This is a genomic window from Roseovarius sp. A-2, assembly GCF_002072155.1.
Taxonomy (GTDB): Bacteria; Pseudomonadota; Alphaproteobacteria; order Rhodobacterales; family Rhodobacteraceae; genus Roseovarius.
In genome coordinates this window covers 74555-87238 of record NZ_BDIY01000019.1, presented here as the reverse complement: position 1 = coordinate 87238, position 12684 = coordinate 74555, and the positions used below count along the sequence as shown (strand labels likewise).

Sequence of the window (12684 nt, the reverse complement as noted above, 5' to 3'; positions counted from 1 at the left end):
GCCGCGATCTCCTGCACGGTCTTGTCACCACGTAGCGCTTCCAACGCCACCTTGGCCTTAAACTGGTCTGTAAAGTTCCGGCGCTTCGCCATTCTCGTATCCCTTCAAAGGTTTGGGATACACCTTAGCCGACTGTCCAGTTTTCTGGGACCACTTCACATCACGAGATGACCTGGAGAGGCGTGTGCGTATTAGTCGGTAGAGAAACGGTAGAAGCACGAACCTGAGCGACCCGCCAACAGAAAGCTGAGAGCATATTTCCACAAGCAAATGATTGAAAAGAGCTTTTTGGTAGCGGAGGAGGGACTTGAACCCCCGACACGCGGATTATGATTCCGCTGCTCTAACCACCTGAGCTACTCCGCCAAACCGTGGCGGTAGTTAGGATAGGTGGGCCGGGGCGTCAAGGTGGAAAATGCCCATGCTTGCCGAACTTGTGACAGTACCGGCCTTGTCGCAGCATCGTCGCACAAGCGATCCCGCCCTCGACGACCTGCGCAACCTGATCGGCGCCCGCCATGTGCGGACCGGCAACGATATGGCCCCCTGATCGCGCGATTGAGCCGGGCAGACGAATTGGCAGCCGGGCGACGAACCGGCGCTGTGTCGCGCCATTCAACTGGAGGTCGAGGCTAAGGTGATCGCTCTCGACGGCAGCTTCTCGGCCAAACATGGCATCGGGTTGTCAAAGCAGCCCGCGATGGCGGCGCACAAGGACCCGGTCGCGCTGGCCACGATGCGCTCGATTCCAACGGCAATCTCAATCCCGGCAAGGTCTTGCCCGTCCCGTGATCCGCCGCAGCCCTCTCACTCGCGCCAGTCGAAGAACCCCTCCCCGGCCTGCGACAGCAGCTTGGCGGCCATCGCGCGGCCCAGTTCCGCGCCATCCTCGATCGGCGCGCTCTGGTCATCGCTCAGGCATTCACTGCCATCGGGGCGCAGGATTTCGCCGCGCAGGCGCAGCGTGCCGCCCGAAAGTTCCGCAAGCCCCGCAATGGGCGTCTCGCAAGACCCGTCAAGAGCGGCGAGAAAGGCGCGCTCGGCGGCAAGGCGCTGGCCGGTTGCCGTGTCGTGCAGCGCGCTCAGCATCTCGGCGGCGCGGTGGTCGTCGGCGCGCCGCTCGATGCCGATGGCGCCCTGCGCCACGGCGGGCAGCATCACCTCGGGGGCAATCGCCGCGGTCGCCACATCGGCGCGGCCCAATCGATTCAGTCCGGCCATGGCAAGGAAGGTGCAGGCGGCGACACCGTCGTCGAGCTTTTTCAACCGGGTCTGCACGTTGCCGCGAAATTCGACCACCTCCAGATGCGGATAGGCGACCAGAACCTGCGCACGGCGGCGCAGCGACGAGGTGCCGACCCTAGCCCCCGCGGGCAGGTCGGCGAGCGCGGGCGCGTGGGGCGACACGATTGCGTCGCGCACATCCTCGCGCGGCAGGTAGGTATCGAGCGAAAGCCCCCCCGGTTGCAGCACCGGCATGTCCTTCATCGAATGCACGGCGATGTCGATCTCGCCGGATAACAGCGCCTCCTCGATCTCGCGGGTGAACAGGCCCTTACCCCCGATCTCTTTCAGCGGGCGGTCGATGATCCGGTCGCCTGTCGTCTTGATGACCGAGATTTCAAAGGCGTCCACGGGCAGATCAAAGGCAGCTTGAAGCCGCGCCCGGGTCTCGTGCGCCTGCGCGAGTGCCAGCGGAGAGCCGCGTGTGCCGATCTTGAACGGTTTGGTCGGGGTGGGCAGATCACGTGTCATGACGCAGGTTTAGACGCGACAAAGAAAGGTGACAAGCGGCGTGATGGTTGACATCGGGGACAGGGGCGGCGACGAGACTTAAAACGGAGGATTTCATGCCCGCTCAAAAAACCATTCTGCGCGCCCTTGCCGGCGAGACCCTGCCCACCCCGCCAATCTGGATGATGCGGCAGGCGGGCCGTTACCTGCCGGAATATCGCGCGACGCGGGCGCAAGCCGGGGATTTCCTGTCGCTGTGCTACAACAGCGATCTGGCGACCGAGGTGACGCTGCAACCGATCCGGCGCTATGGCTTTGATGCGGCGATCCTGTTTGCCGATATCCTGCTTTTGCCGCAGGCGCTTGGCGCGGATTTGTGGTTTGTCACCGGCGAAGGGCCGCGCCTCTCGACGATCACGGATCAGGCCGGGTTCGACAAACTGAAACCGGTCGAGGACATCCACGAGACGCTGAACCCGATTTACCAGACGGTGCGCAATCTCGCAGGCGCGCTGCCCGAGGAGGTGACTTTGATCGGCTTTGCCGGGGCACCCTGGACGGTGGCGACCTATATGATCGCCGGCAAGGGGACGCCGGATCAGGGCCCCGCGCATGCGCTCAAGGCCGAGAACGGGCCTGTCTTCGAGGCAATCATCGACCGGCTGACCGAGGGCACGATTGAGTATCTCTCGAGCCAGATCGAGGCCGGGGCGGAGGTGGTTAAAATCTTTGACAGTTGGGCGGGCTCGCTCAAGGGCGAGGATTTCGACCGCTACGCCCTGGCCCCGACCACACGCATCATCACCGAATTGAAGGCTCGGCATCCGGGCGTTCCGGTCATCGCCTTCCCGCGTCAGGCGGGCGACAAGTATGTCGGATTCCACGAGAAATCCGGGGCGGATTGCGTCGCGGTCGACGATTCGGTGACCGCCGAATGGGTGGCGCAGCATGTGCAGCCGTCCGGCTGCGTGCAGGGCAATCTCAAATCCTCGCATATGGTGACCGGCGGCGACGATCTGGTGCGCGAGACCCGGAAGATCGTCGAGGCGCTCAAGAGCGGCCCGCATATCTTCAACCTCGGGCACGGGATCACGCCGGATGCCGATCCTGACAATGTGCAACTGATGATCGACACGGTGCGCGGGGCCTGAGCAGGGCCGGTGATCTGCCGTCGCGTCATGGGCTTAAATAGCCGTCCGCGCGAAAGCTCACCTCGCCTGCGCGCCCGATAACCACGTGATCGTGCAGCGTGATGCCCAGCACCTCGGCGGCGCGAGCGACCTGCGCGGTCATGTCGATATCCGCCGCCGAGGGTGTGGGATCGCCCGAAGGGTGATTGTGCACCAGGATCAGCGCGCTCGCATTCAGGTGCAGCGCGCGGCGGACCACCTCGCGCGGGTAGACCGGCACGTGATCCACCGTGCCGCGCGCCTGTTCCTCATCGGCGATCAGCACGTTCTTGCGATCAAGATAGAAGACGCGGAACTGCTCGGTCTCGCGATGCGCCATGCTGGCGCGGCAATAGGACAAGAGCGCATCCCAGGACGAGATCACGGCCCGGTTCATCACCCGTGCCTGCGCCAGCCGATGCGCGGCCGCCTCGACCACCTTCAACTCGCAGATCACCGCCTCGCCCACGCCCGTGACCCCTGAGAGCCGCTCTGCCGGGGCCGAGATGACCCCGGCGAAATCGCCAAACGTCTCCAGCAGCGCGCGCGCCAGCGGCTTCACATCGCGGCGTGGGATGGCCCGAAAGAGCACCAGTTCCAGCATCTCGTAATCAGGCATCGCCTGCGCGCCGCCACCCAGAAACCGTGCGCGCAATCGCTGCCTGTGATCTCGGATATAGGAGGGTTGGCGCGCGCCCGTCGGCGCCGCCGTCTCGGGCGCAAAGAGCGGCAGTGGCCGCTCGGAAAAGGCGGGGGCATCTGGCATGCCCCCACCCTGCCGATGGAACGTTAGAAAAGCGTTAATGCCAGACCGGCATCAGCTTTTCATCGCGTCCCAAAACGTCTTGACCGAGGAGAAAAAGCTCTTGCTTTCCGGGTTGTTGTCCTCGCTCAGCGCGTCGAATTCACGCAACAGCTCTTTTTGTTTCGCGGTCAGGTTTACCGGCGTTTCCACCGCCAGTTCGATGAACATGTCACCATGCGCGCCACTGCGCAGCGCTGGCATGCCCTTGCCGCGCAGTCGCATCTGGCGACCGGATTGAGAGCCTGCCGGGATTTTCACACGGCTGCGCCCGCCCTCGATCGTCGGCACCTCGATATCGCCGCCAAGCGCGGCCTTGGTCATCGACACCGGCACGCGGCAGAAAAGGTTGGTCTCCTCGCGCTCGAAAAGCTCGTGGTTGGCGACCTCGATAAAGATATAGAGATCGCCCGCCGGACCGCCGCGCATACCGGCCTCGCCCTCTCCGGCGAGGCGGATGCGGGTGCCGGTCTCGACGCCTGCGGGGATGTTCACGCTCAGCGCGCGTTCCTTCTGCACCCGTCCCTGACCCTGGCAGAGCTTGCAGGGATTCTTGATGATCTGCCCCAGCCCGCCACAGGTCGGGCAGGTGCGTTCCACGGTGAAAAAACCCTGCTGCGCCCGCACTTTGCCCATGCCCGAACAGGTCGGGCAGGTGGTCGGCTGCGCGCCCCCCTCGGCACCCGAGCCGTCGCATTCGTCACAGGGCACCGCCGAGGGCACCTTGATGCTCTTTTGCAGACCGGCATAGGCATCTTCCAGCGTCACGCGCAGGTTATAGCGCAGGTCGGCCCCGCGCGCCGCGCGCTGCCGCCCGCCACCGCGTCCGCCGCCGCCCATGAAATCGCCGAAAAGATCATCGAACACGTCAGAGAAGGCCGAGGCGAAATCGCCCTGCCCCGGCCCGCCGCCAAAGCCGCCGCCGGGACGCGCACCGCCGCCCATGCCACCCTCGAAGGCGGCATGACCGAACCGGTCATAAGCGGCCTTTTTCTCGGGGTCCTTCAGGACATCATACGCCTCGCCCGCTTCCTTGAACTGCTTTTCAGCGTCCGGATTGTCGGAATTGCGGTCGGGGTGAAGCTCTTTCGCCTTGGTGCGATAGGCTTTCTTGATCTCGTCAGCCGACGCACCTTTGGAAAGCCCAAGCACTTCGTAATAGTCACGTTTGGCCATCGGGGATCTCCTTGATGTCGGAGCATCGGGGCCGGTCCGGCATCATGCCGCACCGGCCCCGAGTGGTCCGAAACGTGCCTCAGGCGCGCTTGTTGTCGTCGAGATCCTCGAAATCGGCGTCGAGGATGTCATCGTCGTCGCCCTGTGCCTGATCGGCACCTGCGGGCTCGTCCTGGCCTTCATCCTGGCTGGCCTTGTAGATCGCCTCGCCCAGCTTCATCGATGCCTCGGCGACGTTCTGGATGCCGGACTTGATCTTGTCGACATTGTCTCCCTCAAGCTCGTCCTTGAGTGCGGCAACGGCCAGTTCGATCGCCTCGACGGTCGTGGGATCGACCTTGTCGCCATGCTCTTCAAGCGATTTCTCGGTCGAGTTGATCAGGCTCTCGGCCTGGTTCCTCGACTCGACAAGCTCGCGACGGGCCTTGTCGGCATCGGCGTTCTCCTCGGCCTCCTTGACCATGCGCTCGATATCCTCATCCGAGAGACCGCCAGACGCCTGGATCGTGATCTTCTGCTCCTTGTTCGTGCCCTTGTCCTTGGCAGACACGGAAACGATGCCATTGGCGTCGATATCGAAGGTCACCTCGATCTGCGGCATGCCGCGCGGCGCGGGCGGGATATTCTCGAGGTTGAACTGGCCGAGCATCTTGTTGTCGGACGCCATTTCGCGCTCGCCCTGGAAGACGCGGATGGTCACGGCCGACTGGTTGTCCTCGGCGGTCGAGAAGATCTGGCTCTTGTTGGTCGGGATCGTGGTGTTGCGGTCGATCAGACGGGTAAAGACACCGCCAAGCGTCTCGATCCCGAGACTGAGCGGCGTCACGTCGAGCAGCACCACATCCTTGACGTCACCCTGAAGCACGCCGGCCTGAATGGCGGCACCCATGGCGACAACCTCGTCGGGGTTCACGCCCTTGTGCGGCTCTTTCCCGAAGAACTTGGTCACTTCTTCGACGACGCGCGGCATCCGGGTCATCCCGCCCACGAGCACGACCTCATCGATATCGGAAGCCGAGATGCCCGCATCCTTGAGGGCTGCGGCACAAGGCTTCATCGACGCCTTGATCAGGTCGCCCACCAGGCTTTCAAGTTTGGCACGGGTCAGTTTCACCACCATGTGCAGCGGCTGCCCGTCAGAGCCCATCGAGATGAACGGCTGGTTGATCTCGGTCTGCGAGGACGAGGAAAGCTCGATCTTGGCCTTTTCGGCGGCCTCCTTGAGACGCTGGAGCGCCATCTTGTCCTTGGTCAGGTCGACGCCATGCTCTTTCTTGAACTCGTCGGCAAGGTAGTTGACGATCCGCATGTCGAAATCTTCACCGCCGAGGAAAGTATCCCCGTTGGTCGCCTTGACCTCGAACAGGCCATCGTCGATTTCGAGCACTGTCACGTCGAAGGTGCCGCCGCCAAGGTCATAGACCGCGATCGTGTGCGTGTCCTTCTTGTCGAGACCGTAAGCGAGCGCCGCCGCCGTCGGCTCGTTGATGATGCGCAGCACTTCGAGACCGGCGATCTTGCCGGCATCCTTGGTGGCTTGACGCTGTGCGTCATTGAAATAGGCAGGCACGGTGATGACGGCCTGCGTCACCTCTTCGCCGAGATAGCTCTCGGCGGTTTCCTTCATCTTGCCGACAATGAAGGCGGAAATCTGGCTGGGCGAGTATTTCTCGCCGCGCGCCTGCACCCACGCGTCGCCATTGCCGCCATCAACGACGGTGAAGGGCATGTTCTTCTTGTCCTTCGCGAGATCGGGATCATCGACGCGACGACCGATCAGGCGCTTGACGCCGAAAATGGTGTTTTCCGGGTTGGTTACGGCCTGCCGCTTGGCGGGCTGACCGACAAGGCGTTCATTCTCGGTGAATGCCACGATCGAGGGCGTCGTGCGCGCGCCTTCGGAATTCTCGATCACGCGCGACTGAGCGCCGTCCATGATCGCGATGCAGCTATTCGTGGTGCCGAGGTCAATACCAATCACTTTGGCCATGTTTTTGATCCCTTCTACTTAGGCGATATGACGAAGGCCCGACCCGTTTCGGCATCCGGCCCCCGATGAGGAGCAGACCCGCGACCTGTCGCAGTGCCTGCGTTTCTGCGCGTATATAGGCAGGGCAATGTAGGGCTGCAAGCATTCGCAGACGATGGAAACGTGCAATTTGGTCTAAAATGTCCATCTGAAGCAAAGAGGAGACAGCATGACCGAACCAACCCTGACCCTGCGCGGCGTGGCGATCTACAAGGGCTGGCTCTCGCCCGGGGTCCAGGCCGCGATGGTGGAGGAGTTGCGCGGCGTGGTGGCCGAGGCCCCGCTTTTTGCCCCTGTCACCCCCTCGGGCAAGCCGATGAGCGTGCGCATGACCGCCGCCGGTCGCTATGGCTGGGTCACCGACCGGCGCGGCTATCGCTACGAGCCGCGCCACCCCGATGGCATGGACTGGCCCGCCATCCCCGAGAACGTGCTGGCGATCTGGCGCACACTGGCCAGCGAGACGCGGCTGCCCGATTGCTGCCTGGTCAATCATTATACCCAAAGCGCAAAGATGGGCTTGCACCAAGACCGGGACGAGGCCGATTTCTCCTGGCCGGTGCTGTCAGTCTCTTTGGGCGATGACGCGCTCTTTCGCATCGGCAACACCACCCGTGGCGGACCGACCGAATCGATCTGGCTCAACTCGGGCGATGTGCTGGTGATGGGCGGCGCGGCGCGGCTGGTCTATCACGGCATAGACCGCATCCGTGCGGGTAGTTCCTCGCTCTTGCGGGGCGGCGGGCGGATCAACCTGACCTGCCGGGTGGTGGACTGAAAGGCCGCCGTCAGTCGAGGCCCATGTCCCGCATCATCGCCTCGAGCCGGTCCACGTCCTCGGGATTGTTCAACTCCCAGAACTGCCGCCCCCGCGCCTCGACCTCGACGCAGAGCACGGCACGCCCGTTTTCCAGAAACCGCAACTGTTCCAGCCCCTCCAGGCCTTCAAGCGCGCCCTGCGGCCAGCCGGGATAGGCCGCGAGCGCCTGCGCGCGATAGGCATAGACGCCGACGTGATGAAAGACCGGCGTCGGCGCATCCTCTGCATAGCGCGTCGGGGTGAACGGGATCACTTCCTTCGAAAAATAGAGCGCGTGACGCGACCGGGTGAACACCGCCGTCGTGCCGCCGACGCGGCCCGCCGCGCGGTCGGCGAGAAACCCGTTGAGCGCCGCACCATCGCAGCGCAGCACCGGCGTCGCCACCTCGGCCTCGGGATCGGCGCGCAGCCCCGCGATCAGGTCCTCGACGAACCACGGCGGGGTGAGCGGCGCGTCGCCCTGCAGGTTGACCACGATCTCAAACCCGCCGCCAAGCGCGACTTGCGCCTCAGCGCAGCGCTCGGTGCCGTTGGCGCAGTGCTCCGAGGTCATCACCACCTCTGCGCCGAATCCTTCGGCGGCGGTGCGGATACGGTCGTCATCGGTCGCCACCACCACCCGGTCGACGCCCGAAACCGCGCAGGCCGCCTCCCATGACCGATGGATGAGCGAGCGCGCAGCACCCCCTGCCCCGCGCAGCGCCACCAGCGGCTTGCCGGGATAGCGCGTCGAGGCGTAGCGCGCCGGGATGACGACCAGAACGCCCATCTCAGGCAGGCTGGAGCGCGACGCCCGGCGCATGGGCGATGAAGAACGGATTGGCAAATCCCTCCTTGCCGTAGCGCAGCGGGCTGTGATCGTCGAACCGCACCACCTGCCCGCCTGCCCCCAATAGCACGGCATGGCCGGCGGCGGTGTCCCATTCCATGGTGCGCCCGACACGCGGGTAAAGATCGGCCTCGCCGGTGGCCACCAGACAGAACTTGAGCGACGAGCCGGCACTCGTCATGTCCTTGACGGCATATTTGCCGATATAATCGTCGGTCGCCTGATCGCGGTGCGACTTGCTGGCCACCACCATCAGCGCGGCATTGTCCGGCGCAGCGACGCGAATGGGGCGCTGCGTGCCGGGGGTCTCGATATCAAAGGGGCCGTCCTCCTCGACCGCCACGCCATCGGCGCGGGTGTAGAACATCCGGCCCTTGGCCGGGGCATAGACCACGCCACGGGTCGGCACGCCCGCCTCGACATAGGCGATATTGACGGTGAAATCGCCGCGCCGGTTGATGAATTCCTTGGTCCCGTCCAGCGGATCGACGATCAGGAACGTCTCCACGCTCTGCCCGTGCGAGGCGGCCTGTTCCTCGGTCACCAGCGCCACCTCGGGAAAGGCCGCGCGCAGCCCGGCGGAAATGAGCGCATCGGCGGCCTCGTCGGCCTCGGTCACCGGGCTTGCGTCGGACTTGACCTTGACGTCGAAATCGTCGGCCTCGTAAATCTCCATGATCCGTGCGCCGGCCTCCAATGCCAGCCGCCGCATCTCAGCCATAAGTGTCTCGTACTTCAAATCGCCGCTCCTTTGCCCGGAAGACGCCACTTTGCGCCCTTAATGAATGGATTACTCCTGCGTCCTTATGCTAGGCTCCGCGCGGGACAGCAAGAAACCCGTGCAAGAAATTCACCGGCAACAGGCAGATTTCCGATGTTCAAGACCGCACGCCCAAAATCGAGCCTGCATTCGGCGATCATTATCCTTGAACTGATCTATCACGCCACGGTGCGCGACATCCGCAAGGGTCATGGCAACGCGTTGATCGCGCTTGTGTTGAACATCATGACGGCGATCATCATGGTCATGGCCTTCTACGTCATGTTCTCGGTGCTCGGAATTCGCGGTGCCAAGCTGCGCGGCGATTTCCTGCTGTTCATGATGTCGGGGATTTTCCTCTACCTCACCCATATCAAGGCGCTTGGCGCGGTGGCGGGCGCCGAGGGGCCGTCCTCCCCGATGATGCAGCATGCGCCGATGAACACGATCATCTCGATTTCGGCGGCCGCACTTGGTGCGCTCTACATCCAGGTGCTATCGATGTTCGTGATCCTGTTCGTGTATCACGTGGCCTTTGTCCCGATCACCATCTATCAGCCGATCGGCGCCTTCGGAATGGTGCTTCTCGCTTGGTTCACGGGCGTGGCGGTCGGGCTTGTGCTGCTGGCGCTCAAGCCCTGGTTTCCCACCTTCGTCTCGATCTTCATGACCGTCTATCAGCGCGCCAACATGATCGCCTCGGGCAAGATGTTCGTGGTCAACAGCCTGCCGCCCTTCATGTTCAAGATGTTCGCGTGGAACCCGCTGTTTCACAATATCGACCAGGCGCGTGGCTATGTGTTCATCAACTATTTCCCGCACAAGACATCCCTGACCTACCCGCTTTACGTGGCTCTCGCCCTTGTGGTGGTCGGGCTCATGGGCGAATTCTACACACGGCAATACGCCTCCAGAAGCTGGGACGCGCGGCGCTGACCTCTGCAAGACACTCGTGCCGGGTCACACCCGGTGATAGGGGCTGCCCGCAAGGATCGAGGCGGCGCGGTAAAGCTGCTCGCTCAGCATCACGCGGACCAGCATATGTGGCCAGACCATCTTGCCAAACGACAGCGCGACATCCGCCTGCGCACGCAGCCCCGGCGCGATGCCATCCGCCCCGCCGATGACAAAGGCCACGTCGCCGCGCCCGGCATCACGCCAACCGGCTAGGCGGTCGGAAAAGTCTGGGGACGTCATGAGCGTGCCGCGCTCATCCAGCGCCACGGTCACCGCGCCCCTGGGGATCGCTCGCTCCAGCAGAACGGCTTCGGCCTCCATGCCGCCGCCCTTCTTGTCCTCGACCTCATGGAGCGCAAGCGGCCCGAGGCCCAGCGCCCGACCCGTTCGGTCGAACCGGGTGATGTAATCGTCGATCAATGCGCGTTCCGGGCCGGTCCGCAACCGGCCCACCGCGCAGATATGCACCCGCATTCAGGCCTGGGTCGCTGCCGTCTGCCCGCTGGGCATCCACATCTTCTCAAGCTGGTAGAACTCGCGCACTTCGGGGCGGAAGACATGGACGATCACATCGCCCGTGTCGATCAGCACCCAGTCACCGGTGTCGCGGCCCTCGGTGCGCGCCGGAACCCCGTGCTCCTGCTTGAGCCGATCCACCAGTTTCTCGGCAATCGCCGAAACCTGCCGCGACGACCGCCCCGAGCAGATCAACATGTAATCGCCCATGGCGGTCTTGCCGCGCAGGTCGATCTGCACGACATCTTCGGCCTTGTTGTCGGAAAGGGATTGAAGGATCGCCGCAAGCTGCGCTTCGCTGTCTGCGGTCATACCGGGCGTCATCGGATACGCCCCCTGCTCAGCGGCGCCTGCCGCATGCATTGTAAAAGACAGGACATAGTCCTCCTCTCTGGCGCACCGCAAAGCCCCGGTGCCGGACATATATTTAAAGTAGCAAGACAAACGTGACTTTTCAATGAAACGCAACGCATGTGCAGCCGATTACACGCGGATATGCGCCGAATCTACCCCGGTTGTGCCTGATCGCCCAGCATCCGCACCTCGCGCTGCGGGAAGGGGATGGAAATGCCAACCTCCTGAAACGCATCCCACAGCGCCAAATAGACATTGCCGCGAATATTGGTGAGGCCGTCAGTGGGATCGCGGATCCAGAACCGAAGGATATAGTCAACACTGCTGTCACCAAAGCCCACGATATGGCAGACCGGCGGCTGTTCGCTCAACACGCGATTGACGCTCTTGGCGGCCTTGATGGCGATCTTGCGCACCTTGTGCGGGTCGTCGCCATAGGCAGTGCCGAAATAGATATCGAGCCGCACGAAATCGTTGGAATGCGACCAGTTGACCACCTGCCCGGTGATCAGATCCTCGTTCGGAATGAGATATTCGCGCCCGTCCCGCGTGGTGATCGACACATAGCGCGCGCCCAGACTGTTGATCCAGCCAAAGGTCTCGCCGAGGCTGATCACATCGCCGGGCTTGATCGACTTGTCGAGCAGGATGATCACCCCCGAAACCAGGTTCGACACCACTTTTTGCAGGCCAAACCCGAGCCCCACGCCGATCGCGCCAGACAGCACCGCGAGGCCCGTCAGGTCCACCCCCACCGTGCGCAACCCGATGAAGAAGGCCGCGCCATAAAGCAGCAATTGCAGGAATTTGACCACCAGCACCTGCATCGAAGGCGAAATATCGGCGTTTTTGCGCACCTGCGCCGCGCTCGTGGTCGAGATAAACCGCGCCAGCGCAAAGAGCACGCCGATCAGGATCACCGCCTGCACGATCAACCATAGTGAGAACCGCGTCTCGCCGACCTCGAACGCCCAGCCATCGAGCAGCGTCTGCGCCTCCTCGGTCAGGTCGAGGATGATCAGCGTCCCCCATATCCAGCCCGCATAGCGCACCAGCCCGCGCAAAAAGCTGTTGCCGAAAAGCCGCGTCGCGATGGCGATCACCAGCCACGCAAGCGCCAGTTCGGCAAAGATCGTCAGCAGGTAGGACCGGCTGGGCCAGGTGTAGCTCTGCATCAGCCAGACCACCGGCCAGAGCAGCATCACGAAGAAAATCAGCCTTAGCCGACGGTGCAGCATGACCAGCAGGCGCATGCGCCATTTCGGCCAGCCCTCGCGCTGCCGCATCCATTCCCGGCAGACTGGGCCAAGCAGCGCGTCGAGGACATGCGCCAGCGCGAAGAGACCGACGGCAATCACGATCTGATAGGCATTCCACGGCCGCAGCAGGCTTTGCAGAAACAGCTCCAGCTGCGTCCAGAGGCCTATCGCGATATCCTGTGTCAACGTGATCGCATTACCTTCCATGCTTTCAGAGTGGCATGTGACCTGTGCGCCCACAAGGCTGCACTGGACAAGGACCGCAAATCCGGTTCTCTT

13 protein-coding genes, 1 tRNA gene and 1 pseudogene are annotated in these 12684 nt (G+C 63.3%); 5 read left to right on the top strand and 10 right to left on the bottom strand.

Annotated features, from left to right (window positions below):
• Nucleotides 1-289: 289 nt before the first annotated feature.
• A tRNA-Met gene (locus BHD06_RS17495) sits at nucleotides 290-366 on the bottom strand.
• A gap of 55 nt (nucleotides 367-421) precedes the next feature.
• Between BHD06_RS17495 and BHD06_RS24425 the strand changes: the two genes are divergently transcribed.
• Nucleotides 422-550: a hypothetical protein gene (locus tag BHD06_RS24425; protein WP_254892460.1), complete on the top strand. Its 129-nt coding sequence runs from the start codon at nucleotides 422-424 to the stop codon at nucleotides 548-550.
• 87 nt (nucleotides 551-637) lie between these two features.
• Nucleotides 638-688 (top strand): annotated as a pseudogene (locus BHD06_RS24420) (hypothetical protein); the annotation flags it as partial.
• Between the two features lie 119 nt (nucleotides 689-807).
• Here the strand turns inward: BHD06_RS24420 and hemC are convergent.
• Nucleotides 808-1755, bottom strand: a complete 948-nt coding sequence (hemC, locus tag BHD06_RS17485; RefSeq protein WP_080458267.1) for a hydroxymethylbilane synthase — start codon at nucleotides 1753-1755, stop codon at nucleotides 808-810.
• Between the two features lie 95 nt (nucleotides 1756-1850).
• Between hemC and hemE the strand changes: the two genes are divergently transcribed.
• On the top strand, nucleotides 1851-2885 hold the full coding sequence (gene hemE, locus BHD06_RS17480; RefSeq protein WP_080458266.1) for a uroporphyrinogen decarboxylase: 1035 nt from the start codon (nucleotides 1851-1853) through the stop codon (nucleotides 2883-2885).
• A gap of 25 nt (nucleotides 2886-2910) precedes the next feature.
• On the opposite strand, the gene radC is transcribed toward hemE, so the two are convergent.
• From radC to dnaK, 3 genes are all read right to left on the bottom strand, one after another.
• Nucleotides 2911-3669 (bottom strand): DNA repair protein RadC, encoded by a 759-nt coding sequence (radC, locus tag BHD06_RS17475; RefSeq protein WP_080458265.1) that lies wholly within the window; start codon nucleotides 3667-3669, stop codon nucleotides 2911-2913.
• Between the two features lie 51 nt (nucleotides 3670-3720).
• Nucleotides 3721-4881, bottom strand: a complete 1161-nt coding sequence (gene dnaJ, locus BHD06_RS17470) for a molecular chaperone DnaJ (protein WP_080458264.1) — start codon at nucleotides 4879-4881, stop codon at nucleotides 3721-3723.
• 79 nt (nucleotides 4882-4960) lie between these two features.
• Nucleotides 4961-6871 carry a molecular chaperone DnaK gene (dnaK, locus tag BHD06_RS17465; protein ID WP_080458263.1) on the bottom strand — a complete coding sequence of 637 codons (1911 nt, stop codon included), beginning with the start codon at nucleotides 6869-6871 and terminating at the stop codon, nucleotides 4961-4963.
• 208 nt (nucleotides 6872-7079) lie between these two features.
• Between dnaK and BHD06_RS17460 the strand changes: the two genes are divergently transcribed.
• The gene (locus tag BHD06_RS17460) at nucleotides 7080-7688 is read left to right on the top strand and encodes an alpha-ketoglutarate-dependent dioxygenase AlkB (protein ID WP_080458262.1); all 609 of its coding nucleotides are present in this window, start codon (nucleotides 7080-7082) and stop codon (nucleotides 7686-7688) included.
• 10 nt (nucleotides 7689-7698) lie between these two features.
• On the opposite strand, the gene BHD06_RS17455 is transcribed toward BHD06_RS17460, so the two are convergent.
• Together BHD06_RS17455 and cysQ are read right to left on the bottom strand one after the other, a co-directional pair.
• Nucleotides 7699-8499: a 3-deoxy-manno-octulosonate cytidylyltransferase gene (locus BHD06_RS17455; protein WP_080458272.1), complete on the bottom strand. Its 801-nt coding sequence runs from the start codon at nucleotides 8497-8499 to the stop codon at nucleotides 7699-7701.
• Nucleotide 8500: 1 nt separating this feature from the next.
• Entirely contained in the window at nucleotides 8501-9280 is a 780-nt protein-coding gene (gene cysQ / locus BHD06_RS17450; protein WP_376764861.1) for a 3'(2'),5'-bisphosphate nucleotidase CysQ, read from the bottom strand.
• A 153-nt stretch (nucleotides 9281-9433) separates the two neighbouring features.
• Here cysQ and BHD06_RS17445 point away from each other — a divergent pair, with 153 nt between their 5' ends.
• Nucleotides 9434-10255, top strand: coding sequence for an ABC transporter permease (locus tag BHD06_RS17445; RefSeq protein WP_080458260.1), 822 nt, complete (start codon nucleotides 9434-9436; stop codon nucleotides 10253-10255).
• A 24-nt stretch (nucleotides 10256-10279) separates the two neighbouring features.
• On the opposite strand, the gene rlmH is transcribed toward BHD06_RS17445, so the two are convergent.
• The 3 genes from rlmH to BHD06_RS17430 all read right to left on the bottom strand — a co-directional run bounded on the left by rlmH (nucleotide 10280) and on the right by BHD06_RS17430 (nucleotide 12612).
• Nucleotides 10280-10750: a 23S rRNA (pseudouridine(1915)-N(3))-methyltransferase RlmH gene (rlmH, locus tag BHD06_RS17440; RefSeq protein ID WP_080458259.1), complete on the bottom strand. Its 471-nt coding sequence runs from the start codon at nucleotides 10748-10750 to the stop codon at nucleotides 10280-10282.
• The gene (rsfS, locus tag BHD06_RS17435; RefSeq protein WP_376764860.1) at nucleotides 10751-11104 is read right to left on the bottom strand and encodes a ribosome silencing factor; all 354 of its coding nucleotides are present in this window, start codon (nucleotides 11102-11104) and stop codon (nucleotides 10751-10753) included.
• 194 nt (nucleotides 11105-11298) lie between these two features.
• Complete coding sequence (locus BHD06_RS17430; RefSeq protein WP_080458258.1) at nucleotides 11299-12612, bottom strand: mechanosensitive ion channel family protein; 1314 nt, start codon at nucleotides 12610-12612, stop codon at nucleotides 11299-11301.
• Nucleotides 12613-12684 lie beyond the last annotated feature (72 nt).

Coding starts and splice junctions, on each gene's coding strand:
- dnaK (WP_080458263.1), bottom strand. CDS start 6,871: ATGGCCAAAGTGATTGGTATTGACCTCGGCACCACGAATAGCTGCATC.
- hemC (WP_080458267.1), bottom strand. CDS start 1,755: ATGACACGTGATCTGCCCACCCCGACCAAACCGTTCAAGATCGGCACA.
- cysQ (WP_376764861.1), bottom strand. CDS start 9,280: ATGGCTGAGATGCGGCGGCTGGCATTGGAGGCCGGCGCACGGATCATG.
- BHD06_RS17445 (WP_080458260.1), top strand. CDS start 9,434: ATGTTCAAGACCGCACGCCCAAAATCGAGCCTGCATTCGGCGATCATT.
- BHD06_RS17430 (WP_080458258.1), bottom strand. CDS start 12,612: ATGGAAGGTAATGCGATCACGTTGACACAGGATATCGCGATAGGCCTC.
- radC (WP_080458265.1), bottom strand. CDS start 3,669: ATGCCAGATGCCCCCGCCTTTTCCGAGCGGCCACTGCCGCTCTTTGCG.
- BHD06_RS17460 (WP_080458262.1), top strand. CDS start 7,080: ATGACCGAACCAACCCTGACCCTGCGCGGCGTGGCGATCTACAAGGGC.
- BHD06_RS24425 (WP_254892460.1), top strand. CDS start 422: ATGCTTGCCGAACTTGTGACAGTACCGGCCTTGTCGCAGCATCGTCGC.
- hemE (WP_080458266.1), top strand. CDS start 1,851: ATGCCCGCTCAAAAAACCATTCTGCGCGCCCTTGCCGGCGAGACCCTG.
- rsfS (WP_376764860.1), bottom strand. CDS start 11,104: ATGACCGCAGACAGCGAAGCGCAGCTTGCGGCGATCCTTCAATCCCTT.
- rlmH (WP_080458259.1), bottom strand. CDS start 10,750: ATGCGGGTGCATATCTGCGCGGTGGGCCGGTTGCGGACCGGCCCGGAA.
- dnaJ (WP_080458264.1), bottom strand. CDS start 4,881: ATGGCCAAACGTGACTATTACGAAGTGCTTGGGCTTTCCAAAGGTGCG.
- BHD06_RS17455 (WP_080458272.1), bottom strand. CDS start 8,499: ATGGGCGTTCTGGTCGTCATCCCGGCGCGCTACGCCTCGACGCGCTAT.